Annotated in this window: 23 protein-coding genes and 3 pseudogenes; 10 read left to right on the top strand and 16 right to left on the bottom strand. The window is 60.7% G+C overall.

Annotated elements, in window-relative coordinates; genetic code table 11:
* Positions 1-19: 19 nt before the first annotated feature.
* From ACR9ZC_RS11815 to ACR9ZC_RS11790, 6 genes are all read right to left on the bottom strand, one after another.
* Positions 20-1,558: a sugar ABC transporter ATP-binding protein gene (locus tag ACR9ZC_RS11815; RefSeq protein WP_481580414.1), complete on the bottom strand. Its 1,539-nt coding sequence runs from the start codon at positions 1,556-1,558 to the stop codon at positions 20-22.
* A complete protein-coding gene (locus ACR9ZC_RS11810) occupies positions 1,555-2,190 on the bottom strand; it encodes a DUF2291 family protein (protein WP_481580413.1) in 636 nt (211 codons plus the stop codon). The genes ACR9ZC_RS11815 and ACR9ZC_RS11810 overlap by 4 nt, the downstream gene beginning before the upstream one ends.
* 68 nt (positions 2,191-2,258) lie before the next feature.
* Entirely contained in the window at positions 2,259-3,203 is a 945-nt protein-coding gene (locus ACR9ZC_RS11805; RefSeq protein WP_331567678.1) for a D-ribose ABC transporter substrate-binding protein, read from the bottom strand.
* A 64-nt stretch (positions 3,204-3,267) separates the two neighbouring features.
* Positions 3,268-4,065, bottom strand: a complete 798-nt coding sequence (locus ACR9ZC_RS11800) for a GolD/DthD family dehydrogenase (RefSeq protein WP_481580412.1) — start codon at positions 4,063-4,065, stop codon at positions 3,268-3,270.
* Between the two features lie 31 nt (positions 4,066-4,096).
* Positions 4,097-5,041, bottom strand: a complete 945-nt coding sequence (locus ACR9ZC_RS11795) for a transketolase family protein (protein ID WP_481580411.1) — start codon at positions 5,039-5,041, stop codon at positions 4,097-4,099.
* Positions 5,034-5,888: a transketolase gene (locus ACR9ZC_RS11790; protein ID WP_481580410.1), complete on the bottom strand. Its 855-nt coding sequence runs from the start codon at positions 5,886-5,888 to the stop codon at positions 5,034-5,036. The genes ACR9ZC_RS11795 and ACR9ZC_RS11790 overlap by 8 nt, the downstream gene beginning before the upstream one ends.
* A gap of 175 nt (positions 5,889-6,063) precedes the next feature.
* On the opposite strand from ACR9ZC_RS11790, the gene ACR9ZC_RS11785 reads away from it, so the two are divergent.
* From ACR9ZC_RS11785 to ACR9ZC_RS11770, 4 genes are all read left to right on the top strand, one after another.
* Positions 6,064-6,861: a DeoR/GlpR family DNA-binding transcription regulator gene (locus ACR9ZC_RS11785; protein ID WP_481580409.1), complete on the top strand. Its 798-nt coding sequence runs from the start codon at positions 6,064-6,066 to the stop codon at positions 6,859-6,861.
* Between the two features lie 193 nt (positions 6,862-7,054).
* A complete protein-coding gene (gene gstA, locus ACR9ZC_RS11780) occupies positions 7,055-7,681 on the top strand; it encodes a glutathione transferase GstA (protein ID WP_481580408.1) in 627 nt (208 codons plus the stop codon).
* Positions 7,678-8,388, top strand: a complete 711-nt coding sequence (locus tag ACR9ZC_RS11775; RefSeq protein WP_481580407.1) for a glutathione S-transferase family protein — start codon at positions 7,678-7,680, stop codon at positions 8,386-8,388. Before gstA ends, ACR9ZC_RS11775 begins: the two co-directional genes overlap by 4 nt.
* A 14-nt stretch (positions 8,389-8,402) precedes the next feature.
* The gene (locus tag ACR9ZC_RS11770) at positions 8,403-8,732 is read left to right on the top strand and encodes a DMT family transporter (protein WP_481580406.1); all 330 of its coding nucleotides are present in this window, start codon (positions 8,403-8,405) and stop codon (positions 8,730-8,732) included.
* A gap of 52 nt (positions 8,733-8,784) precedes the next feature.
* On the opposite strand, the gene ACR9ZC_RS11765 is transcribed toward ACR9ZC_RS11770, so the two are convergent.
* Entirely contained in the window at positions 8,785-9,741 is a 957-nt protein-coding gene (locus ACR9ZC_RS11765) for a LysR family transcriptional regulator (RefSeq protein WP_481580405.1), read from the bottom strand.
* A gap of 129 nt (positions 9,742-9,870) precedes the next feature.
* On the opposite strand from ACR9ZC_RS11765, the gene ACR9ZC_RS11760 reads away from it, so the two are divergent.
* Positions 9,871-10,587, top strand: a complete 717-nt coding sequence (locus ACR9ZC_RS11760; RefSeq protein WP_481580404.1) for an SDR family NAD(P)-dependent oxidoreductase — start codon at positions 9,871-9,873, stop codon at positions 10,585-10,587.
* Here ACR9ZC_RS11760 and ACR9ZC_RS11755 read toward each other — a convergent pair.
* Positions 10,560-11,516 (bottom strand): haloalkane dehalogenase, encoded by a 957-nt coding sequence (locus ACR9ZC_RS11755; RefSeq protein ID WP_481580403.1) that lies wholly within the window; start codon positions 11,514-11,516, stop codon positions 10,560-10,562. The two genes, ACR9ZC_RS11760 and ACR9ZC_RS11755, sit on opposite strands and share 28 nt — an antisense overlap.
* 113 nt (positions 11,517-11,629) lie before the next feature.
* Between ACR9ZC_RS11755 and ACR9ZC_RS11750 the strand changes: the two genes are divergently transcribed.
* Positions 11,630-12,550 (top strand): LysR family transcriptional regulator, encoded by a 921-nt coding sequence (locus ACR9ZC_RS11750; RefSeq protein ID WP_481580402.1) that lies wholly within the window; start codon positions 11,630-11,632, stop codon positions 12,548-12,550.
* Between the two features lie 162 nt (positions 12,551-12,712).
* On the opposite strand, the pseudogene ACR9ZC_RS11745 reads toward ACR9ZC_RS11750, so the two are convergent.
* A pseudogene (locus ACR9ZC_RS11745) lies at positions 12,713-13,479 on the bottom strand (sulfite exporter TauE/SafE family protein).
* 95 nt (positions 13,480-13,574) lie between these two features.
* On the opposite strand from ACR9ZC_RS11745, the gene ACR9ZC_RS11740 reads away from it, so the two are divergent.
* Positions 13,575-14,456, top strand: coding sequence for a LysR substrate-binding domain-containing protein (locus tag ACR9ZC_RS11740; RefSeq protein ID WP_481580401.1), 882 nt, complete (start codon positions 13,575-13,577; stop codon positions 14,454-14,456).
* A 32-nt stretch (positions 14,457-14,488) separates the two neighbouring features.
* Here ACR9ZC_RS11740 and ACR9ZC_RS11735 read toward each other — a convergent pair whose 3' ends face one another.
* The gene (locus tag ACR9ZC_RS11735) at positions 14,489-14,881 is read right to left on the bottom strand and encodes a carboxymuconolactone decarboxylase family protein (RefSeq protein WP_481580400.1); all 393 of its coding nucleotides are present in this window, start codon (positions 14,879-14,881) and stop codon (positions 14,489-14,491) included.
* Between the two features lie 130 nt (positions 14,882-15,011).
* Here ACR9ZC_RS11735 and ACR9ZC_RS11730 point away from each other — a divergent pair, with 130 nt between their 5' ends.
* Positions 15,012-15,911, top strand: coding sequence for a LysR family transcriptional regulator (locus tag ACR9ZC_RS11730; protein WP_481580399.1), 900 nt, complete (start codon positions 15,012-15,014; stop codon positions 15,909-15,911).
* Here the strand turns inward: ACR9ZC_RS11730 and ACR9ZC_RS11725 are convergent.
* From ACR9ZC_RS11725 to ACR9ZC_RS11715, 3 genes and pseudogenes are all read right to left on the bottom strand, one after another.
* Positions 15,895-16,185 (bottom strand): hypothetical protein, encoded by a 291-nt coding sequence (locus tag ACR9ZC_RS11725; protein ID WP_481580398.1) that lies wholly within the window; start codon positions 16,183-16,185, stop codon positions 15,895-15,897. The two genes, ACR9ZC_RS11730 and ACR9ZC_RS11725, sit on opposite strands and share 17 nt — an antisense overlap.
* A gap of 242 nt (positions 16,186-16,427) precedes the next feature.
* Positions 16,428-16,778 (bottom strand): annotated as a pseudogene (locus ACR9ZC_RS11720) (nuclear transport factor 2 family protein); the annotation flags it as partial.
* A 130-nt stretch (positions 16,779-16,908) separates the two neighbouring features.
* Complete coding sequence (locus ACR9ZC_RS11715) at positions 16,909-17,262, bottom strand: DUF1428 domain-containing protein (protein ID WP_481580397.1); 354 nt, start codon at positions 17,260-17,262, stop codon at positions 16,909-16,911.
* 319 nt (positions 17,263-17,581) lie between these two features.
* Between ACR9ZC_RS11715 and ACR9ZC_RS11710 the strand changes: the two are divergent.
* A pseudogene (locus ACR9ZC_RS11710) lies at positions 17,582-17,764 on the top strand (STM2901 family protein); the annotation flags it as partial.
* Entirely contained in the window at positions 17,764-18,123 is a 360-nt protein-coding gene (locus ACR9ZC_RS11705) for a DUF1493 family protein (RefSeq protein WP_481580396.1), read from the top strand. The pseudogene ACR9ZC_RS11710 and the gene ACR9ZC_RS11705, both read left to right, overlap by 1 nt.
* Positions 18,124-18,277: 154 nt before the next feature.
* On the opposite strand, the gene ACR9ZC_RS11700 is transcribed toward ACR9ZC_RS11705, so the two are convergent.
* The 3 genes from ACR9ZC_RS11700 to ACR9ZC_RS11690 form a co-directional block, all read right to left on the bottom strand.
* A complete protein-coding gene (locus ACR9ZC_RS11700; RefSeq protein ID WP_440561391.1) occupies positions 18,278-18,469 on the bottom strand; it encodes a hypothetical protein in 192 nt (63 codons plus the stop codon).
* 69 nt (positions 18,470-18,538) lie between these two features.
* Entirely contained in the window at positions 18,539-19,348 is an 810-nt protein-coding gene (locus ACR9ZC_RS11695) for a sulfotransferase family protein (protein ID WP_481580395.1), read from the bottom strand.
* The gene (locus tag ACR9ZC_RS11690) at positions 19,348-21,489 is read right to left on the bottom strand and encodes a peptidase domain-containing ABC transporter (RefSeq protein WP_481580394.1); all 2,142 of its coding nucleotides are present in this window, start codon (positions 21,487-21,489) and stop codon (positions 19,348-19,350) included. Before ACR9ZC_RS11690 ends, ACR9ZC_RS11695 begins: the two co-directional genes overlap by 1 nt.
* Positions 21,490-21,902: the final 413 nt, after the last annotated feature.

The raw sequence follows: 21,902 nt of genomic DNA, 5'->3' as shown, positions 1-21,902 counted from the left end.
GTTTGTGCCTCAAAATGCTTCACACTACGGCTGTTGCGGGCGTGGACGCGCGCACGATGCGTTCGCTGTCGAACCGCGAACGCTCCATGATTGCCGTCAATTTTCCGCTGGCCATCACGAAGACCCGATTGGAAACAGCCATTGCTTCATCCAGCTCCGAGGTCGCGTACACGACTGCGATACCCGAGTTCGCGAGGAGGCTAATCGTCTTGTAGACGTCCTCTTTGGCACCGACGTCGATCCCTCGCGTCGGCTCGTCCATCAGCAGTACCTTCGGCGATGTCAGCAGCGCCTTGCCGATCACGACCTTCTGCATATTCCCGCCCGACAACGACGTAATGGGCGCATCGACGGAAGCGGCCTTGATCGCGAGGCGCTTGACGATATCGGTCGATGCCTCGAGCTGTTTGTCACGTCGCAGTGCGCCGAACGAGAAACGCCGGGTGAACTTCGACAGACTCGAGAGCGTCATGTTTTCGAGGATCGACATCAACTGCACCATCCCCTGCTTCTGCCTGTCCTCCGGTACCAGCGCGATGCCAGCCTCGATCCGTTTGTGGATCGGGAGATCTTCGATCGCCTTGCCGGCCAACTCGATTTCGCCGAGCGCCAGCGGCTGCGCGCCCAGCAACGACTCGAGCAGTTCCGTACGACCCGCCCCCATCAGACCGTAGATACCGATGACCTCACCGGCCCTGACGGAAAATGAAACATGGTCAACCGCGTAGATACCATTGGGCCGCTTGAGAGCAAGGTCCTTGACCTTGAGAACCTCCGGACCGATTGCATGCTGCTCGAACGCGAATCGCTTTTTCGACGATCCCACCATCGCTTCGATGATCCAGGGAATGTCGATATTCGCAATATCGTCTTCCGCCACGAGGCGTCCATTACGCAGCACCGTAATGCAGTCGCCGATCGCCATGACCTCTTCTAGACGGTGGGAGATGTAAATGACCGTGACGCCCTCTTCCTTCAGTTGCGCAATGATCTTGAAGAGAACCTCGACTTCGGTCTTCGAGAGAGCGGAAGTCGGCTCGTCCATGATCAGCACCTTGATGTGCTTGGAGAGCGCCTTGGCGATTTCCACCAGTTGCTGTTGTCCGACGTAGAGATCGCCTAGCCGCGTGCGCGGGTCGATCGGAATCTGCAGACGATCGAGCAGAATCCTTGCCTGATGGTCCTCGTCCTTGCGGCGGATCACCCCGGAACTGGTCAGTTCGTTTCCGGCGAAGATATTTTCGGCAACCGTCATCTCGGGGAACAGGTTCAATTCCTGAAAGATGATGCCGATGCCATGCCTCTCCGCGCTGCGCACGTCCGAGATCTGCGCGATCTTCTCGTCTACCAGGATTTCTCCGGACGTCGGGACTTCCGCGCCGGCGAGCAATTTCATCAACGTCGATTTACCCGCGCCGTTTTCGCCGATCAGCACGTTGACCTTGCCGCGTCGCACCTTGTAGTCGACGTCCAATAGTGCCGCGGTCCCGGGGTAGACCTTGGACAACCCGCGCGTCTCGATGACGTTGACCGGATTCATGGTTCGGGATTCGCTCATTTCCAGGCCACCGGAATCGCGCGGATTTCACCGGCGGGCTCGCTCCAGCTGCTGTAGACCGCTGCCACATCAACCGTGTCGCCCACCTTGAGCTTCAGCGATTTTTGCGCTCGCGCGACGACGAGTTTGTTCAGCTCCTGTCCAAATACCGCGAAGCGCGTCTGGTCGTCGAAGTCGCTGTACTTGATACCGGGAAAGCCGTCGCGAACGCCCGTGCCAATGACGACCGGGCCTGTCTCGAGTGCGATATGCACTGGATCGCCGCCGGACGAAGGCGTGACATCCACGTACGCCTTTCCAACGCGCGATGAAGTGTCGACCTTGGTGACCTTGCCGCGCACACGAATCCAGAAGTCGCATGGAAAAGCCGTGCTTTGACGGAAACCGTACTCCTTGCAGGCGCTATCGAAATTCTGGCCGGCCGCGCCGATCACCTGAGCAGCCGGCTTGGCCGCTTTGTCCGCATACGGGATCAGTTGTTCGCTCAGGATTTTTTCGGGATCCGGGCCCTGATGCTGTCCCTGAGAGCGAATCTCGGCGAGTTCGGTATCCGTCACGACGTGACACCCGGCAACCGAAACGGCGCCGAGCACTACCAGCGCCAGCCCGGCTGCAGATGGGGAAGAAACCATGACTACCTCTCTTGACGACATTTGCGCAGGTGCCGCCCTCGCCGCACCCGCTCCAACGCCCCATGCGCCTACTTGTTGTAATAGAAGTCTTTGACGTGCGAAGCGTTGTCCTTGGTGATCAGAATGCCACGCGTGAGCTGACGTTCCGGTTCGCCTGTCTTGCCAGTCGCGATGTACTTGTCGAGCAGGTCGACGCCGTGTTTCGCAATGCCTTGCGCCTGCAACATGACACTGGCCTTGAGCTTGCTCTGCAGAATCGAATCGCGCTCATCGTTGCTGCCGTCGATACCCATCACGACAACGCTCTTCTTTCCGGCCGATTCGAGCGATGCGATCGCACCGAGTGCAACGGGACCGTTACCGCAAATGACGCCCTTGATGTTCGGGTGTTCCTGCAGGATCGAATCCATCGCCTGCTTGCCCGGCAGCAGCGCACCCTTGGCATCCTGGCGGGCCACCATCTTCAGATCGGGATACTGGTCGAGCACCTGGTGGAATGCCTGCGACCGAGTCACGCAATTCTTGTCGGCCAAGTTGCAGGTGAGTTCGACGTACTCGCCCTTCTCGCCGATCGCCTCGACGAACTTTTGCGCGACTTCAGTACCAGCCTGTAGATTGTTGTGGCTCAGTTGCGCAATTGCGATGCCGTCCTTCGGAATCTCGCGGTTGATCAGCACGACAGGCACCTTCTTTTCCTGGGCAGTGCGAACGGTCGCAACGCTGCTGTTGGAATCCGCATTGTCGAGAACGATACCCTTCACGCCCTTGCCGATCACCAGATTGATCAGTTCGTTTTGCTTGTTCACATCCTCGCCGTGCGACAACACGATCGTATCGTAACCAAGCTTCTTGGCCTCGGCATCGGCGCCCTTCGCTTCCGCGGCGTAATAGGGGTTGTCGAGGGCGTTGACGAGAATTGCGATGGTCCCTTTCGAAGCGGCGAGCGCATCGATGGAATGGACCGCTGCGAGCGAGGCAGCAACGGCAGCCGCGAGTGCGAATTTCCTCAGCATTTTTGTCTCCAGGTTAGTGTCTTTATCAACGTTGCAGCCTCGTCCGGCTGCGCTCAAAGTGCCATCAACAGATCGTGTATCCCCCATCGATCATGATGTCGGCGCCCGTGATCATGTCCGCACCGTTCGAAAGCAGAAACAGGATTGCGGCGGCAATTTCATCCGTGTAAGCGAACCGTCCGACAGGGATCTGCTTTTTCATCGCTTCGCCTTTTTCGCCGTCCCACGCAGCCGCACCCATCGGGGTGAGCACGACGGTGGGCGAAACGGTGTTGACCGTGACCCCACGCAGGGCCCATTCTTTGGCAAGCACCTTGGTCATGCCGATCAGCCCGGCCTTCGCCGACGTGTAGGCACAATGCTTGTCGATCGCCACGGTCGCGGCTTGAGAGGCGATGTTGACGATCTTGCCGCCGTGGCCGCTCGCCAGAACGTGTCGAGCGAAATGCTTCGAGCAGAGAAACGGGCCCGTGAGATTTACACCGATCTGCTTTTGCCACTCATCGAGGCTGATGTCTTCCGCAGGCGTAAGCGTGATGCAGCCGGCGGCATTGACGAGAAGATGCAAATCGCCGAAGCGATCGAGCGCCGCCTTCATCGCCTTCGCGACATCGGCCTCGTTCGCAACGTCACAGGCAAATGCGGCGGCGTTTGCCGCCCCGAGCGCCTCGATTGCATCCTTCACTCGTGGCTCTTCGAAGCTGGGATAGAAAATGGCGACGCGCGCGCCCTTGGCGATTAGTGCCGCATTCGTTGCCATCGCGATACCGCCCAGACCGCCCGTTACGACGGCAATCTTGCCGTCGAGCCGGAAGTCGAAGTCGACGCCATGACGCAGCGACATGTCGTACTGAATGGCCATGCCAGTGTCTCCTTGAAATCTAGCTGTACGTTCAGTGCGCGCACTGCGCGCAGATCGCTTCGGCAATGCCTGCCGCGTCAATGCGGTAGTGGCGCCGGATTCCTTTGCGCGTGCCGTACTTGGCGAACTCGCCTTCGGTGATTCCGAGCATCGTGAGCGGCTTCGCAAGCTGGCGTCGCGCCATCAAGACCGCGGTGATCGCGCCGATCCCGCCGTGAAGCGAGTGTTCTTCCACTGTGACGACGCAGTCATGAGCCGCAATGATCTTCGCGAGGGCGTCTTGATCGAGCGGCCGGATCGATGACAGATTCACGAGCGTCGGGGCGATGTTGTGCTGCGCCTTCACCCGTTCGCAAGCATCGAGCGCTTCGCCGACCACGGAGCCCAACGCGATCACAACGACGCGGCTGCCCCGCATCACCACGTCGGGACGGCCTGGCTGGAACCGGTAGTCCGCCTCGTGCACGATGGGAAACTTCGCATTGTCGAGCCGGATGTAGACGGGCCCTTCGACGGCGGCTGCGTATTCGACCATCTGAATCACTTCGACCTCGTCGCAAGGCGCGAGAATCTGGACGTTTCCGAATCCGCTCATGATCGAGATGTCGTCGATCGCGTGGTGGGTCGACGCTAGCGGACCATAAGCCACTCCGGCATTCAGTCCGAGCATTTTGACGTTCGTCGCGCTGTAGCAGACATCGTTTTTGACCTGCTCGTTCGCGCGGGCGACGAGGAACGGCGCGGCATTGGCGGTGAAGACGACATGGCCGCCCAGGGCCAGCCCTGCAGCCATTCCGACCATGTTCTGTTCGGCGATTCCCACGTTGATGACCCGTTCGGGATAGGTCTCGAGGAAAGGGGCGATCTTGGACGTGGAGGTCGAATCCGCGACCATCACGAGAATGTCCCGGCCTGCGGCCGTCAACCGTCCGAGTGCGCTGATCACACCGTCTCGCAAATCGGCGTACTCACGCATGGTCCAGTTCCTCCAGTGCCTGTCGAAGTTGCTTTTCGTCCGGAAACTTGTGGTGCCACGCGGGTACGTTCTCCATGAACGACACGCCGCGCCCCTTGATGGTGTGAGCGATGACGACTTTGGGCTTTCCGTTCTCGAAATCCAGGCTTTCTATTAGTTTCCAAATCGAATCCGCCTGGTTTCCGTTGACGTCATGGACCTCGAAGCCGAAAGCCCGGAATTTCTCGTCGAGCGGATCCATGTCCATGATGTTGTGGGTGAAGTCCGCCAGTTGCAGGCGGTTGCGATCCACGATCACGACCAGGTTCGCCAGTTCGAAATGTGCCGCCGCCATCGCGGCTTCCCAGTTCGAACCCTCTTCGAGCTCACCGTCGCCCGTCAGCACGAAAACCCGGCCGGGCGAGCCCTCCACATGGCTTGCATGACGCTGCTTCGCCATCGCCAGCCCCGCCGCGATGGGCAAGCCGTGCCCTAAAGCGCCCGTATTGACGGTCACCAGTGACGGCAGCTTTTCGCGCACCGGATGACCCGGCAGGCGCGAATCGTCTTTCAGGTAGGTCAGCAGTTCGTCGTCGGTGAGCCAACCGAGTTCGGCAAAGCAGGCATAGAGCCCTCCTACGCCGTGTCCCTTGCTGAGGATGAATTCATCGTGCCATTTCACCGTCCGGTCAGCTTGCACCTCATAGCGGAGCACGTGGAAGTAAAGCGCTGCGAGCACGTCGGCCTCCGACATGTCACCGCCCGTATGGCCGCTCCTGGCAGCGGAGTTCATCACGCAGATCTTTTTACGGATTTCTTGCGCCCGCCGATGCAGCGCGTCTCCAGACTGCTTGTAAGGGTTTTGCATTCCGACTCCCGCACTTCCCGTTTGCTTGATTTAAGTTTCTTTTACTTTCTTTCGAAAGTCAAAGAGAAATCAAAGGAAAGAGGGTAAACCCCGGATCGGACCATATCGTGGTCGTTTAGGGCACAATATTGGCGGATGTGGCGAAGCCGCTCGGTCGCTTCGCGGGAAGAGAACAATGGACCAACGGACGAGAACAGAAAAGATTTTCGAGAGGGTGCAGGCCGCCAAGCTGATCAAGCTTTCCGAGCTCTCGAGCGAGTTTGGCGTTTCGATGCCAACCATTCGAAAGGACATCGACGAGCTTCAGAAACATGGCCGCGTCGAACGCGTCCACGGCAACGTCCGCCTCGTGACGCCGCAGGCCGGTCAGGCGCGACCTGTCGCCGATCGAACCAACATTCTTCCGACGAGCCCCGAGAAGGCACTGATCGGCCGGATGGCTGCGACGCTCATCGGAAACGGCGACTCCATCATTCTCGATTGCGGGGCGACGACGACCGAACTCGCGAAGAACCTGCTCGATCGACAGCACCTGCGGATTGTGACGAATGCGCTGAACATCGCCATTATCCTGGGCGCGGAGCCGACCAACCGGATCATGCTGACAGGCGGCGAATTCAAGCCGGAGACGATTGCGGTTTCAGGGGAGAAGGCGTCGACGTTTTTCCAGGGGATGTTCGTCGACAAACTGTTCCTGGCGGCCGGCGGTGTCTCGAAAGAATCGGGTATCTCGTACCCCGACTTCATCGATTTGCACGTCAAACGGGCGATGATCGATGCCGCGAAAACGGTCTACCTGCTCGCCGATTCGAAAAAGTTCGGAAAGCGTGAGTTCGCGGCATTCGGCGCGATGGACCGGATCGACTACCTCGTCACCGACGAGGGGTTGGGTGCGGATTTCGCCCAGTGGCTCGCCGACAACGGCACGCAGATCATCTACGCCCACGACGAGTCCGATCGGTCCGCGGGCTGATGCGTGCATGACGATTTAGGCGGCGCAGGGCCCGGCGACCTTGCGGTCGATTTCGGCAAGTCCAGCGTGGCGAAACGCTGACGACCGCTTGCGCGAATGCAATCCAAAATGGCATTTGCGCAATAGACGTTGCGCGCTCGCAACCCGCATGCTGGTCCGGTCGTTCACTTACCGCCATCGCTCAAGAGGCCCTATGAAGCTCTATTACTCCGCCGGCGCCTGCTCGTTGTCGCCGCATATCGTCGCCGTCGAAGCCGGCATCGCGCTCGAACTGGAACGCGTGAGCATCACAAAAACGCCGCACACCACCGGTTCCGGGACCGACTTCTCCGCTGTCAATCCAAACGGCTATGTCCCGGTGCTCGAACTCGACGACGGCACGGTCCTGACCGAAGGCCCCGCGATCGTGCAATACCTGGCCGACATGAAGCCGGAAAGCGGCTTGGCGCCGCCGGCGGGAACGATGGCGCGCGTCCACCTGCAAGCGTGGCTGAACTTCATCGCCACCGAATTGCACAAGATGTACAGCCCGTGGCTCTTCCACGACGAATACGGCGCGCAAGCCCAAGCAGTCGCGCGCGGCAAGATTGCCGAGCGGCTGCGATACGTCGAAACGCATTTGACTGCGGGCGGACCCTTTCTCGCGGGCGAAGCCTTCACGGTGGCCGACGCTTATCTGTTCACCATCGTCAGCTGGTCGCGGTTCGTCGATGTCGACCTATCCGGCTTCCCGAGTCTGCGCGCCTATCTCGAACGGGTTGGCCGGCGGCCGGCCGTACGCGAAGCGATGAAGGCCGAAGGATTGAAGGTGCCGGCATGACTGCGTCGTCGATAACGCCGGCCTACACGCTCGTGAGCCATGCGCTGTGTCCCTATGTGCAGCGCGCCGCGATCGCACTCGCTGAAAAAGGCGTGGCTTTCGAGCGGCGCTACATCGATCTCGCGGACAAACCCGCATGGTTTCGTGCGATATCGCCGCTCGGCAAAGTTCCGTTGTTGCTCGTCGGCGGGGACGGCCCCGAGCCGCCTGCCGCCGTCTTCGAGAGCGCGGTCATTTGCGAATTCCTCGAAGATGTCGGCGCGGGCCCCTCGCTGCACCCGTCGGATCCGCTCGAGCGGGCGCGGCATCGCAGTTGGATCGAATTCGCTTCGGCCATCCTCGCGGATATCTGGCATTTCGAGACCGCGACCGACGCGACCACCTACGAGACGAAGCGAGAGGCCCTGGAACGGAAGTTCGTTCGCGTCGAAGCGGAACTCGGCGACGGTCCGTTGTTTTGCGGTTCGCGAATGTGCCTCGTCGACGCGGCGTTCGCGCCGATCTTCAGATACTTCGATGTGTTCGATGCGCTCGTGCCCACCGACGTCTTTGCGCACACGCCGAAGGTCGACGCTTGGCGTCGCGCGTTGTTCGAAAGACCCAGCGTGACGGATGCCGTCTTGCCCGGCTATGAGGAGCGCCTGCGGGCGTTTCTGACTCGGCATGATGCTTATTTGCTCAAACGCTCGGGAGCGTCGATGCAATGAACGGGATAACCGCAATGAGCCAAGGGGCCGCATGGGGCTGGCTGATCGTATCGGGGCTTTGCGATGTCGCTTGGGCGGTATCGATGAAATACGCCGACGGCTACACACGGCTGGGTTGGAGCGTAGTGTCCTTGCTGTTGCTCGCCGCGTTCGTCTTCCTGTTGGGCCGCGTACTGCAAGTGCTGCCCGTGGGCACGGCGTACGCGGTGTGGACCGGAATTGGCGCGGCGGGAACGGTGCTGCTCGGCATTGCGCTCTTCGGAGAGCCCGCGGGGCTGATCCGACTCGGCGGCGTCGCGCTCGTGGTCGCGGGCATCGTCACATTGAAGATGGCGCCTGCCTAACGTGCAGGATTCACAGATTGTATGCACACGTTCGAAGCGTCCCGCCCGAGGCTCAGGTCGATGAATGTCCATCCCGACTCGCAGTGCGCGGGTAAGCGGCCAAGCATAGCGCCAGCACTTCGGCGCGAAACCAGCGATGCGCCGGATCGTGATCGAGTCGCGGATGCCAAATCGCCGAGACGTTGAATGCCGGCACGGCCAGCGGCAGCTCGAAGCTCTGCACGCCGTTGGCCGTTGCATACTCAGGCACAAAGGCATTGCCCAAGCACGAATGCGGGACGACGGCCAGCAAATCCGATTGACGAACAAGATGGATAGCGCTCGTGTATGACGGCACGACGATCGGCACGTTCCGCCGCAGATCGCGCGACGCGAGGACCGCGTCCACCGGACTATCGGCTTCGCCAGTGCGAGATATATCGACGTGCGGGTACGCGGTCCATCGCTCGATGCTGACATCGCCATCGCTCAACAGCGAATGGCCGACGCGGCACACGCCGACGTAGCGGTCGCGCAAGAGCACGCGCGCGCGGACCTCCGGCGCGGCGGTTTTGACGATGCCGATCTCCAGATCGACGCCCCCTTCCCTTAGCGGTTGCGCATTCCAATCGGGCTTCGGCGTGAAGCGAAGCTGAACACCTGGCGCCGCTCGATGCACCCGATCGATCAACGCTGCTCCCAGCAGATCGATGAAGCCTTCCCCCGCTCGCACAGTGAAACGCTGCTCGAGCGCCGCGATCTCCAGCCGAGTGTCGGCGCGGCTTAGCGCAGCCTGAGCTTGGCGCAGCAGCGCGGGAAGGCGCTGACTCAACTGCTCGGCGTAAGGCGTGAGAACCAGCGCGCGGCCGGCTTGCAATAGCAACCGGTCGCCGGTAGCTACGCGCAGACGCGCCAGCGTGCGGCTCATTGCCGAAACGCTCACATTCAGGCGTAGCGCGGCTCGCGTAACGCTGCGTTCGCTCAGCAATGCATCGAGCGCGGTCAAGAGATTGAGGTCGACGCGTGACATGCCCGCAGCATAGTCGAAAACGACTGAGGTATGGCGCTACGTGCAACCGTCGATTGCATCCCAGGCGTCTGGCGCAAGCCGACCGCTATCCGGAGAATCGATGACGTCACTCGCACAAAGGATCGCGCCATGCCAGACATTTCCACTTCCGCTCCTGTCCGCACCATTGCGCTGATCGGCGCCTCGCGCGGCCTTGGCCACGCCATGGCGGTCGAGTTCGTGAAGAAGGGATGGCATGTGGTGGGCACTGTCCGCGCCGGCCGCCGAACGCTGCTGCACGACTTGGCCGATGCATGTCCCGGTCAGGTTGAAATCGAGATGCTCGACATCACGCGGCCCGAGCAAATCGCCGCCTTGCGCGAACGCCTGGCCGGACGTACGTTCGAGATGCTATTCGTCAATGCGGGCACTACCAATCCGGATCCCACTCAAACGATTGGCGAAGTATCGACCGAGGATTTCGTGAACCTGATGATCACCAACGCGCTCAGCCCGATGCGCGTGGTCGAACGCCTTTCCGATCTCGTTGCACCGGACGGCCTGATTGGAATCATGTCGTCGGGACAAGGCAGCATCGCCGACAACGAAACAGGCCAGCGGGAAGTCTATCGGGGCAGCAAGGCGGCGCTGAATCAGTTCATGCGCAGCTTTGCCGCGCGCCAGGCGGGTACGCCACGGCCCATGGTGCTGATGGCGCCGGGCTGGGTACGGACCGACCTCGGAGGGCCCGAGGGACGGTTGTCCATCGACGAGAGCGTGCCCGGAGTCGTGAACGTGCTGCTAAGCAAGTTGGGGCGTCCCGGGTTGGAGTATCTCGATTACCAAGGTCGGACCGTTCCGTGGTGAGAAGATTCGCGTGCTCCCGCGGCAGGCACCTCCCCCGGACGCGAATCGTCCTCGATCGTGGCAATCCATGCGCGCAGCGTTTCGCCGATCCGCGCCGCGTGGTCTTCCTGCAGATAATGAAAACCCGCGCCCAACTCGACGACGCCGATATTCCGCTGGCCCGCCGCAAACTGTCTCGCGAAGGCAGGCGACACGATTGCGCCCGGATCGCCGACGAACAAGAGCTTCGGATACGTGGAAGCCTCGAGCGCCGCGTGTGCTTCGGTCAGGCATCGATGGACATCTTGCGGTTGCCCTTCGATCGGTAATTCGTTTGCCAGACGCCAGATCGGCTTGCGCGATTCTTCCGTCGGAAAAGGCTGCTTGTAGGTTGCGAGTTCCTCGCTGGATAGCGTGCGCCGGACCGAGCCCGGAAGAACCCGTTCGAGGAACAAATTGTCGCGCTGGATCATTTCCTCGCCGATGCCCGGTGTGCGGAACTTCTGAAAGGTCGCACGCGCCTGGGGATTTTGATGAAATTCGTCCCAGCGGTCGAAAGGCCGAATGAATTCCATGAACGCCAAGCCCTTCACGCGCTGAGGAAAACGCGTGGCGAAATGAAATGCCAGCGCCGTGCCCCAGTCCTGCGCCACGAGATAGAACGTACCCAGACCCAGCGCTTCGATGAAACCGTCCAGGTAGCGCACGTGATCGGCAAAGCGGTAATCGATGTCCGGCTTGCCCGAGTGCCCATAACCGATCAGGTCCGGCGCGATGGCGCGGTGTGTGTCGGCGACTGCAGGCATGATGTTACGCCAGATGTACGACGAAGTCGGATTCCCATGCAGGAACAGCACGACGGGGGCGTCTTCCGGGCCCTGCTGCCGGTAGCTCATCGTCGAATCGAGGACGGGCACACGCAGGGTTGAAGCGACGGTGGGTAGCGGCATGACGAGGCTCCTTCTAGAAGTTCGGCTAGCGACACCTCGTCATCCTAATTACGCGCGTCTCGATTGATAATATTGCGTCAACGGAAAAGACTATTTACCAGGGGTGCGCAATCATGGACCGCATGACCGCCTTGACTGTGTTTCGGACCGTCGTCTCCGTCGGCAGCTTTAGCCGGGCGGCGAAACAATTGGGCCTGTCTCCCGCTGCGGTCAGCAAGAACATCGGCGAATTGGAGACGCATTTGCGCGCTAGATTGCTGAACCGGACGACCCGGCGGCTCAGTTTGACCGAAGCCGGCGCGCAGTATTACGAGCGGATCGCGCGCATTTTGGACGATCTCGACGAAGCGGACGGCTCGGTGGGCGAATTGCAGCAACGAGCTGCCGGACAGCTTCGCGTCAGCGCGCCCATCACGCTGACGCTGCTGACGATCTCGCCATCGCTCCCGCGATTTTTGGCGCGTCACCCCGGCCTTTCGCTCGATCTTCACTTGGACGACCGGCGCATCGATCTGATCCGCGACGGCTACGATTGTGCGCTGCGCGGCAGCGACAGACTGGAGGATTCCCGGCTCGTGGCGCGCAAGCTGATGGTTCTCAAGCATGTGCTGTGTGCTGCGCCGTCTTATTTCGAGCGCTGCGGCATGCCCAAGGATCCACTTGATCTCGCCAACCATAGCTGTGTGCAGTTCACGTTGTCGGATCACTCCGCCGCCTGGGCGTTTCGCAAGGATGGACGGACGGTGACGGTGCCTGTGACGAGCCGCTATAAGGTTTCCTCGAGCCTTGCTGTGCGCGACGCGCTGCTTGCGGGGTTCGGCTTGAGCCTCATTCCGGAACTCTACGTGCGCAATCAGTTGGCCGAGGGCTTGCTGCTGCCGGCGCTCACCGAGTGGGAAAGCGACGAAACCACGATTTATGCCGTCTATCCGTCGCGGCACTTCCTGCCGGCGAAGATGAAGGTGTTTCTCGATTTTCTGGCGACGGAGCTGGGCGAGAGTGGCGCTGCCTCACCTGAGGGTGGGATGTTTTAATGGGAAACCATACCTGGGAAGACCTTGGGTCGCTATCGGACCGAGGAGCCGAGCCGAAAACGTCGCGGGAGATAGGCTTGCGGCGCGAGATGGCTACGTGCGCCGCGATGCTTGCCAGGATGGCGAGCGCTCCAATGGTTTCCAGCAGGGCGTACAACATGCTCAACGATGCAGCAGCATCGGCGCATAGGTCTTCACGAAGAACGCCAGCGTGATGCAGGACGTTGCCAGCAGCGTGCCGGCACGAATGATTGCCGGCGAGGCGCGCCGGCCAAGGTGCGCGCCACCGTATCCCCCAGGATTGCGCCGGCCAGCATGGCCAGCGTCTCGGGCCAGCGCACCGCCTGCGCGCCGATGAACGCCAGCACTGCAACAAGATTCGCCGCGCTGACCAGCAGCGTACGGGGAGCATTGAGGTGCTTGATATCGCGATTGTCGAGCAGCCCCCATATGGCGACCATCATGATCCCCACCGCCCCCCCAAAGTAGCCTCCATACCCGCCGAGCGCGAACTGGATGGCCAGTACCGCGCCTGCGCGAATGCGCCAGCGAGCCCGCAGCGCAGCGCCGATCCGCCGTCCGAACGACAGCGCAACGCACGCGATCAGCAGCAGCCATGGCAACACGAAAGCGAATGCTGCGGACGAGGTGTGCAGCAGCAGGATCGCTCCGACCAGGCCACCGCACAGCGTCGCAACCAGCAACGCGCGCAACGGCACCGACCCGACTGGACCCAGGCCGTCTCGATAGGCCCACGCGCTGGCGAGGCCACCAGGAAACAGCGCAACCGTACTGGAGGTATTCGCATAAACCGGTGGCACACCCGCCGCGATCAGCGCAGGCAGGCTGACAAACGAGCCGCCTCCGGCTAGTGCGTTCATTGCACCAGCCACCATTCCAGCGAGAAAAATCAGAAAAATTGATTCCATGGCCGTAATGCTAGGCACTCGACCCTCTATCCGCAATCTGGCATTTCCAGTGCTAGACTTCGGAAAAAACGAAAAGCAGATAAAGGACCCCTATCGTGCGCTTCGACTTGACCGATATGCGGCTATTCCTGACTGTCGTGGAATGCGGCAGCCTGACGCAAGGCGCGCGAGAAATGCACCTGGCGCTGGCGTCGGTCAGTGAGCGCATCGCGGGCATGGAGTCGGCGCTTGGCGCACCGTTGCTGGAGCGCAACCGTCGCGGCGTGCGCGCAACCGCGGCCGGCGAGGCCTTGATTCGGCATGCCCGTTCGATCCTCGGCCAAGTGGAGCAGATGCGCGGGGAGTTGCGTACCTACGCAACGGGACTGAAAGGACGCATTCGACTGCTGTCCAACACCGCCGCGCTGGCGGCATTCCTGCCGCCCCGGCTATGTCAGTTCCTGGCGGCGCATCCCGACCTTGCCGTCGATCTCGAAGAACGGCCTAGTTCCGAGATCGTCCAGGCGCTGGTGGACCGGCGCGCGGACCTTGGCATCGTGGCCGACACTACCGACCTCGCGAGCCTGCAGACGCATCTGATTGCAGAGGACGAACTCGTGGTAGTGGCCAGCCGCGCGCATCGCGTGGCGACGCAAGCCTCCGTGGCATTCACGGAAGTTCTTGGCGAACCGATTGTCGGCATGGCGGATACCGCGCTCGAAACATACCTTGCGGAACGCGCGTCGCGTCTTGGTCGTCAGCTCTACTACCGCGTCCAGTTGCGCAGCGTCGAGCATGTGGCGATGTTGGTCGAGGCAGGCGTCGGCGTATCGATCCTGTCCAAAGTATTGGCGAGCACGCTGCGTCGGGACCTTGCCATCCTGCCACTATCGGAGGCATGGGCTGCGCGGCGGCTTTACCTTTGCGCGCGCGACTTTCTCGCGCTGGCGCCGCATGCCGATCTGCTCGCGCGGCAGTTGAAGGCAGGCGCGCCATAGCCTTTGCGCTGACAGAGCCCTCGTTGGTTGCCCTACCGAGCCGACGCCGGCTCCGCTAACAGATCCTTGCAGTGAACGAGTGCATTGCGAACGGCCGCTCCGCCCGCATAGAACATCAATTGCAGAATCGCTTCGATCACCTGCTCGCGCGTCGCGCCGGCTGCGAGTGCGGCGTGGACGTGCGCGCGCAACTGCGTGACGGGGTGCCCGAGCGTCACGCAAGACGAGATGACGACGAGCTCGCGCGTCACGAGATCGAGGCCCGGCCGCGCCATGACGCCGCCGAGCGCCCATTCGATCGACATATCGACAAAGTCGGGGCACAGCCCTTCCATGTCGGCCCTCAAAGCGTCGGCAGCACCGCTGCCATGCAGTTGCGCGAGCAATGCCGCGCCGCGTTCGCGAAGCGTGGGTTGCGATAGCATGACGAATTCTCCTGTGTTGATCTGCGAGGCCGCACCGGTTTAGATTCGGGCGATCGATGGCATTGTTGCGACGCAGCCCGCCGGGAAAAAGATGGAATTGCTTCGAACATAACGAAAGGACGCTTCGCAATTGGATCGACTGGAAAGCATGGCGATTTTCGTGCGGGTCGTGGAACGGGGCAGTTTCTCGGCCGCCGCAGAGGAATTCCGGCTGACGGGAACCATGGTGGGCCATCACGTCCGTGCACTCGAAGCGCGGCTGGGCGGGCGCTTGTTGAACCGCACGACGCGCCGCCAGAGCCTGACAGAGCTCGGCGCCGAATACTATGAACGTTGCCGGCGCATTCTGACGGACGTTCGCGATGCGGAATCGCTCGGCGTCGAACTGCGAGACGAAGCACGCGGACGGCTACGCGTGGTGGCGCCGGTATCGTTCGGTGTCCATGCGCTGGCGCCCGCGTGCATCGATTATCGCGAAGCGCATCCGGCCGTCGACATCGACTTCGTATTGAGCGATCGCGCAGTCGATCTCGTCGACGAAGGCTTCGATGTCGCGGTGCGGGTGGGCGAACTACCCGATTCCTCGCTAGTTGCACGACGATTGCGCCCATATCGATCAGTCGTGTGCGCCGCGCCTGCCTATCTGAAGCGGCACGGGACGCCTTCCGTGCCGGCGGATCTGACGGCCCATCGATGTCTGGGCTTTGCGCATCCGGTGGCAGGGCGCCGCTGGCGCTTGGCGGGACCGGACGGGGAAGTTGTCGTGCCCGTTTCGCTCGTGCTGACGGCCAACAACGGCGAAGCACTGAAAATGGCGGCGCTCGCCGGGCTCGGCATCATCATGCAGCCCGAGGTTCTGCTCGCCGACGATTTGCACGCTGGCCGACTCGTGCGGATATTGCCCGACTACGCGCCTGCGTCGCGGTCGATGCACCTGCTGTTCGCGGCGGACCGGCGGCCGCCGGCGAAGATTCGTACGTTTGTCGACTTCTTGGTCGAACGGTTTGGAGACGTTACTTCAGGTAAATGAGGACCGATCCTTCCAATACTTCGGGCGCGCCCACGCCCGTGTCTGCGGCGTTTTTCGCGATCCAGTCCTTCGCTTTTTGCACGCTTTCATCAGTGCCTGCCTTGTCTTGGCAAACGGTTACCGAAAATCCGCCATCTCCACTGCGTGCGAGGGTGTAGCTGACGAAGCCCTTGACCGAACGCATCAGCTCCTCCACCTCAGTCGTTCGTTTCTCGAGCAGATCGTATAACTCCTTTGCACCCTTTCCGGAAAATTTCCTTATAACAGTTTGCATGATCGATGCTCCTTGACGGACCAACGAGACGAGCAAGCCGCACACGCAATGCGTGCGTCCCCTCACTGCTCCCTCCGACAGCGTGCAGTGCGCGCAACTGATGGAGAAGGTCGCGCGGTCTGATATCCGCGACCCGTTAGCAGTGTAGTAACTGTGCCGCCGTAGTAAACCTTGCAAGGGGTGGAAAATCTAGGCGCTTTCAGCCAACGTGCGCAACTGGCCGCGCCGCACGCCAACTCGCAATCGGGCACGTCGTGCGGAAGGGACCAGCCGAAATAGACCTCTGCCTCGACGATCTTGCCACCACGGATGGTAAGCCTCTCGGTATTGCGGAATCGTCGACTGCGAAAACTCGTTCCTTCGTACACGACGAAGACTTGTTCGCCGTGAACAACGACATCGACGAACTGAAAGTCGGTGATCGTCTCGCTGTTGGGCCAACAACGTGTGAAGTAGGTGTTGCGATCCAAGCGGTTATCCAGAGGGCTGGTGAAATGAAAGTCGTCGCCGATCAGAGCCTCGATGGCGGCGCGGTCTTTACGTACATAGGCGAGATAACTCGCACGGGCGATGTCGGCCGGATCTTGTTGCATATAGGCCGTCTCCATTGAATGTTTCAAGAAGCGGCTCAACGGCTTGTTCCTGCAGGCGGACCTGCTGAAAGAAATCAGGTGAGCCGCAGGCCCCTGGCCATTTTTGACCGGCGCCGCCTTGTTCGGCCACTCACGCGTCCATGATCACTTCAAACCCGCCGTAGATCAGCCGCTTACCGTCGAAAGGCATCGGATTCGTGCCAAGCTGCAGCCGTCGGTCGGCCATCACCGCTTTCATTCCCTGGTCTCGTGCCTGACGCGAAGGCCAGACAACCCAAGAGAACACCACCGCCTCGTCATGCTGCCGTTTGACCGCCATCGGAAAAGACGTCACCTTCCCTTCCGGGACGTCATCTCCCCAGCACTCGACCACCTTCAATGCGCCGTGTTCCTTGAAGACGGCCGCTGCCGATTCGGCATGCTTCCGGTACATTTCACGATTGGCCGTGGGCACCGCGGCGACAAATCCATCTACGTAAGTCATGAACGATCTCCGTGCGCGTTAAGAATGACTAGGGGCGCCAAAGCGACGTCGGAACCGCAGTGCCACAACCGCCGCCCTATACACACGACGAACGACGCTTTAGGAAATCGACTATCCATCGCTACGTCGGAGTCGGCAACGCTAGCTCATCTGCTTACGAATCACGAGGTCCCGGGATCTGTGTCGATGGCTGCGTTTCACGCAGGACGATATGACCGCCCCATCCCGTCGCGGTCCGATTCCTCAGACGGATCCACCGACGTTCCGGCTTTTTGATACGATCCAGCCTGCGAACAGGCGGCGTTTCGTCGGCTGTTCGACTTTCACGCTGAACAGCATAAAGCGGCTTCGTTGGATTTTGACTGACAAGCTCAGCACGTTTGTCGGTCGAACGCTGCCGGGCGTCGGTTGGGTCCTCTTGGCAAACGATGTTGCCGAGATCGGGTATCACACCGTCATTCAATACAACCGCATCGTTTCGCCTGAGGATAGGGTGTTTTAATGGCAAACCATACCTGGGAAGACCTCGAGTCGTTTGTTAGAAAGGAAGCGTGCGTATCGCCGAAGAAGCCCATAACGCCCGAATCGACGATCGAATACGATTTGGGCCAACAGGGAGACGATGCTGACGAGTTCATGCAGCACTTCTTTGAAGCGTTCCATTTGGATAGGGGTGATTACGACTTTCATCGCTACTTCCTCATGGAAGGCGAGGGGATTCTGTATCACCTGATGATGAAGGTACTAAGAAAATCGCACTCATTGAAGCGAGAAACCTTGACCGTCGGCATGCTTTATAAGGCACTTGCTATTGGAAAATGGGACTCACAAACGTTGTCACGATTTTCCGCAAGTCAATGACGAGAAGGTGTCCCACGACAAGGAGCCGGCGGATGTGGGTGTACAAGCCGAGGATCGTAACAAGTCCGCAGGTGCGGGAGAGGAGCCGCTGTGCTTCCAATCTCTGAGGGGTACGGAGACGCACGCCTTCCGGCGCGCGTCATCTCACCGCTATTTAGCAGCCGTATCCCCAACGGTTGCAGTTCGGGCCCGGGTCGCTATACCCACCGCGCACGCCTTGGATTTCCTCGGCGGTCAGCGTCCGCAGCGACGACGAGCGACCTTCACGGAGCGTCATCGGCGTGCGGATCTTTTCGCGCGTGAGCGATTCAGCTGCCTGGCGCTCGACCTGGTTCTTTTCATTCATGGTGAATATCCTCGTAAATCCCGCAATTAAAGGCTTCAGTGCCTTCGATCGTGCGGGTATCGATCGAAGTCATACAATCGCGATGCCGTGTGCCTCCACATCGGGGCGTTCCCAGAAATTGAACGACTCCAGATGCGCGAACATATCGGGCGGCAAGACCGTGTCACGCGGCTCGAACGACACGCCGCGCCGCACCTGATGCAGCCCCGGCGTATTCACGGCGAGGTCGAAGCTCTCAGCGTCGTATTGAACGTTTGCCGTGTCGTGTTCGAAAGGCACTTCATCAAGATGCGCATAAATGCGAGCGAGCACCCGGGCGGGCTCGCGGCACAACGTTTCGTAGCGCACCACGAGCACCCGTCCGGCTTCGGCGCCATAGCAAGCCTGCTTCAGTGCATCGAGCGCGTAGCCCACCATACCGTTGCTCGCGCACAGCGCCTCGACGCGCTCGTACACCGTCACGTCCGCCCGGTTGCCGAACAATGCGGACAATCGATGGGGATGCTTGCGCGCGAGCCGCTCGAGGCTGTCGATCACCCAGCCGACATTCCGGACGCAGCAAATCGCCCGTGTCGCCGGAAACAGATCGACCAATCCCGGCAGCATGCAGCTCCATGAGCGATGCGTATCGATCACAACCGGCCGTCCTTCCGCATCGCCGTAGTAGGCATCGAAAACCGCCCGCAACAGCCGTCGCCGTCGTGCCGTATCAAAATGATGGTGCATCTCGACCGATGCATTCATCGCCTGTAACTGCGCAATGTAGAGCTGGGCGACGGGGCTCGTCATATCCGCGTGGATACGAGGATTCTGCCGAAGCAGCGCCGCCAGCAGCGTCGATCCCGAGCGCGGCAATCCCGACAGAACGTGATAGGTCATCAGGCGGTCTCCCTATGAGCGTGGTGGGTGCCGATCGCGCCGGCATCCTGGCCCCGGTGTGCCTCGTCATCGTCGACAAGATCTACGCGGCCGTGCTCGAGCCGGAACACGCGCTCGGCCGACGCAATCGTCTGCGGCCGATGGGCAATGACGATGCGAGTCAGTTGCATCGCGCGCACGGCCGCATTGATGGCGGTTTCATTCGCGGTATCCAGATGGCTCGTGGCTTCGTCGAGCAGCAGCAGGCGGGGTTGTTTGTAGAGCGCACGCGCCAGCAGCAGGCGCTGCTTCTGGCCTCCCGACAGCAAACATCCGCCCGCGCCCACGAGGCTGTCGTAACCCATCGGCATGCGATCGATTTCCGCATGGAGCCCGGCGAGCGCGGCACAGGCTTCGATGCGCTCGATATCGACGTCCGCGGCAAAGAAGCTGATGTTCTCGGCAATCGTGCCGCCGAACACGGTGTCGTCCTGCATCACGGTGCCGACGAGACGACGAAAAGGTGTCAATCCGATCTCGTCGATACGCCGCCCGCCAAACAGCACTTCTCCTTCCACGGGTTCGAGTAGCCCTAACAAGATTTTTGCCAACGTCGATTTACCGCCCCCGGATGGGCCGGTAATGGCGACGCTTTCGCCGGGCTCGATGCGCAGATCGACGCGCTTCAATACCCATGGCTCGGACGGCGCATATCGGAAACTGACGCCGCGCAACTCGACGCTCGCCTCCAGACGATCGTGGTCGATCGGCGACAAGCAGCCCGCCACTGCTTCGTTGGGTTCGGGCGCGTGATCGGTAATGTCGGTTACCCGTTCGACGTGCACGACAAGCATTCTCAAATCGATGACGCAATCGATCAGCCCGGCAACACGGGTTGAGAATTGCTCCCGGTAGGCGACAAGGGCGAACAGCATCCCCACCGTCAAGCGGCTATCGATGACCGCGAGCGCGCCGATCCAGACGGCCGCAATGCGCTCCAGCCCGAACAGCAATGTGCTCATCGCGCGTTGAACGGCGACAATGCGTTCACTGCGCAGACCGGCGTTGAACTGACTGACCAGCAGATTCAGCCAATGCATTGTCCGCAGCGGCACTTGGCCATACAGGCGCACGGTCTGAATGCCGCGCAGCGTTTCGAGAAAATGATTGTTCTGCTTGCTGCCGAACGCGATCTCTTCCGCCTTGACGTCGCGCATTGCACGAAACGACAGCCATCGGGAGGCGAGGTACAGCGACGCGGCACCGACCGATACGACGCTGACGGCAGTGCTATACGACAGCATCATGGCCATCGTACCGACGACCATGACGCCATCGACGATCGTTTGCGCAAATCGCGTACTCAGCATGTGCTGGATCTGCTCGACCGATCCGAAGTTCGACTGAACGGCGCCCGGGTGACGCCGTTCGAACCACGCGAGCGGCAGCCGAATCAAATGCGAAAAGACGTTCGATAGCCAGCGGAAATTCAGGTGTGCGCTGATCGCGGCGACTAGCCACCCACGAACCGCGGAGATCGCCGCCTGCACGACGACCAGCAGCGCGAATCCCATCGACAGCACGGCCAGCGTACGCGTGTGAGACGACGACACGAGCCCCCGGTCGATTGCCCATCGCAGGTGAAACGGCATGGCAATGGACAACGCCTCGAGCGCGAATGCCGATAGCAAAATCCAGCTAAGTTCGGATTTCGCATCGAGACAATATTTGGCGATCGGTGCGAAGCGCGAGAGATCTCGTTTTTCGCTGTGGCGGACGAATTCGCTCGATGGCCACAATTCCAGCGCCACGCCGGTGAAATGCCCATCGAACTCGCGCCACGAAATTCGCCGCAAGCCCGCGGCCGGGTCGTGTATCGTGACGCCGCTTCGGCTCAGCGACTTGAGCACGACAAAATGATTCATGTTCCAGTGCAGAATGCACGGCAGCCGCAGCTCGCTGAGATCCTCGATCTCGACGCGTAACGCTCGCGACGACAACGCCAAAGCGGAGGCGATATCGATGAGATCCGCAAGCGTTGCACCTTTGCTGGACAACACAATGTGCTGTCTGGCTTCGCGCATCGAAATCGGTTTTCCGTGGAAGGCGGCCATCATGGCCACGCACGCGAGACCGCATTCGGTCAACTCGGCCTGGAGCATAACGGGAAGTTTCCCGCGCAGCCCGATCATCGCGTTTGCGCCATGTACGCAAAGATCGTCACGGCGGCCACAAGCGAGCCTGCCAGTGCCCACGACGCCCACGCAGGCCATGCCCGGCGGATCAGAACCGTGCCGGCCATTGTGCGTTGCCGGTAATTCAATGCAGCTGTCCGAAAGATCCGGTTTTGCGCCATAAGAAAACTATTTTTAGATGCTTCATCTCAATGAGAAAGCTGGGGGTGTGTCCCATCGATTTACATTGAAAGCCGGTCGATCGGCGAGCGCTTACAGTCTCGCATAGTTATTGATAAACAAATGTGAAGAATTTGTTGAATTTCGCGTCAGATAATCCTTATTGATTCGCTGGTGCGCAATTGAATTCGCACTGCTCCGGCGACACCGCACAGACGCTG

Source organism: Trinickia sp. HAY1-2D (assembly GCF_056754935.1).
Note: the sequence above shows the minus strand (reverse complement) of the source record. Positions and strands in the feature narration are given on the sequence as shown.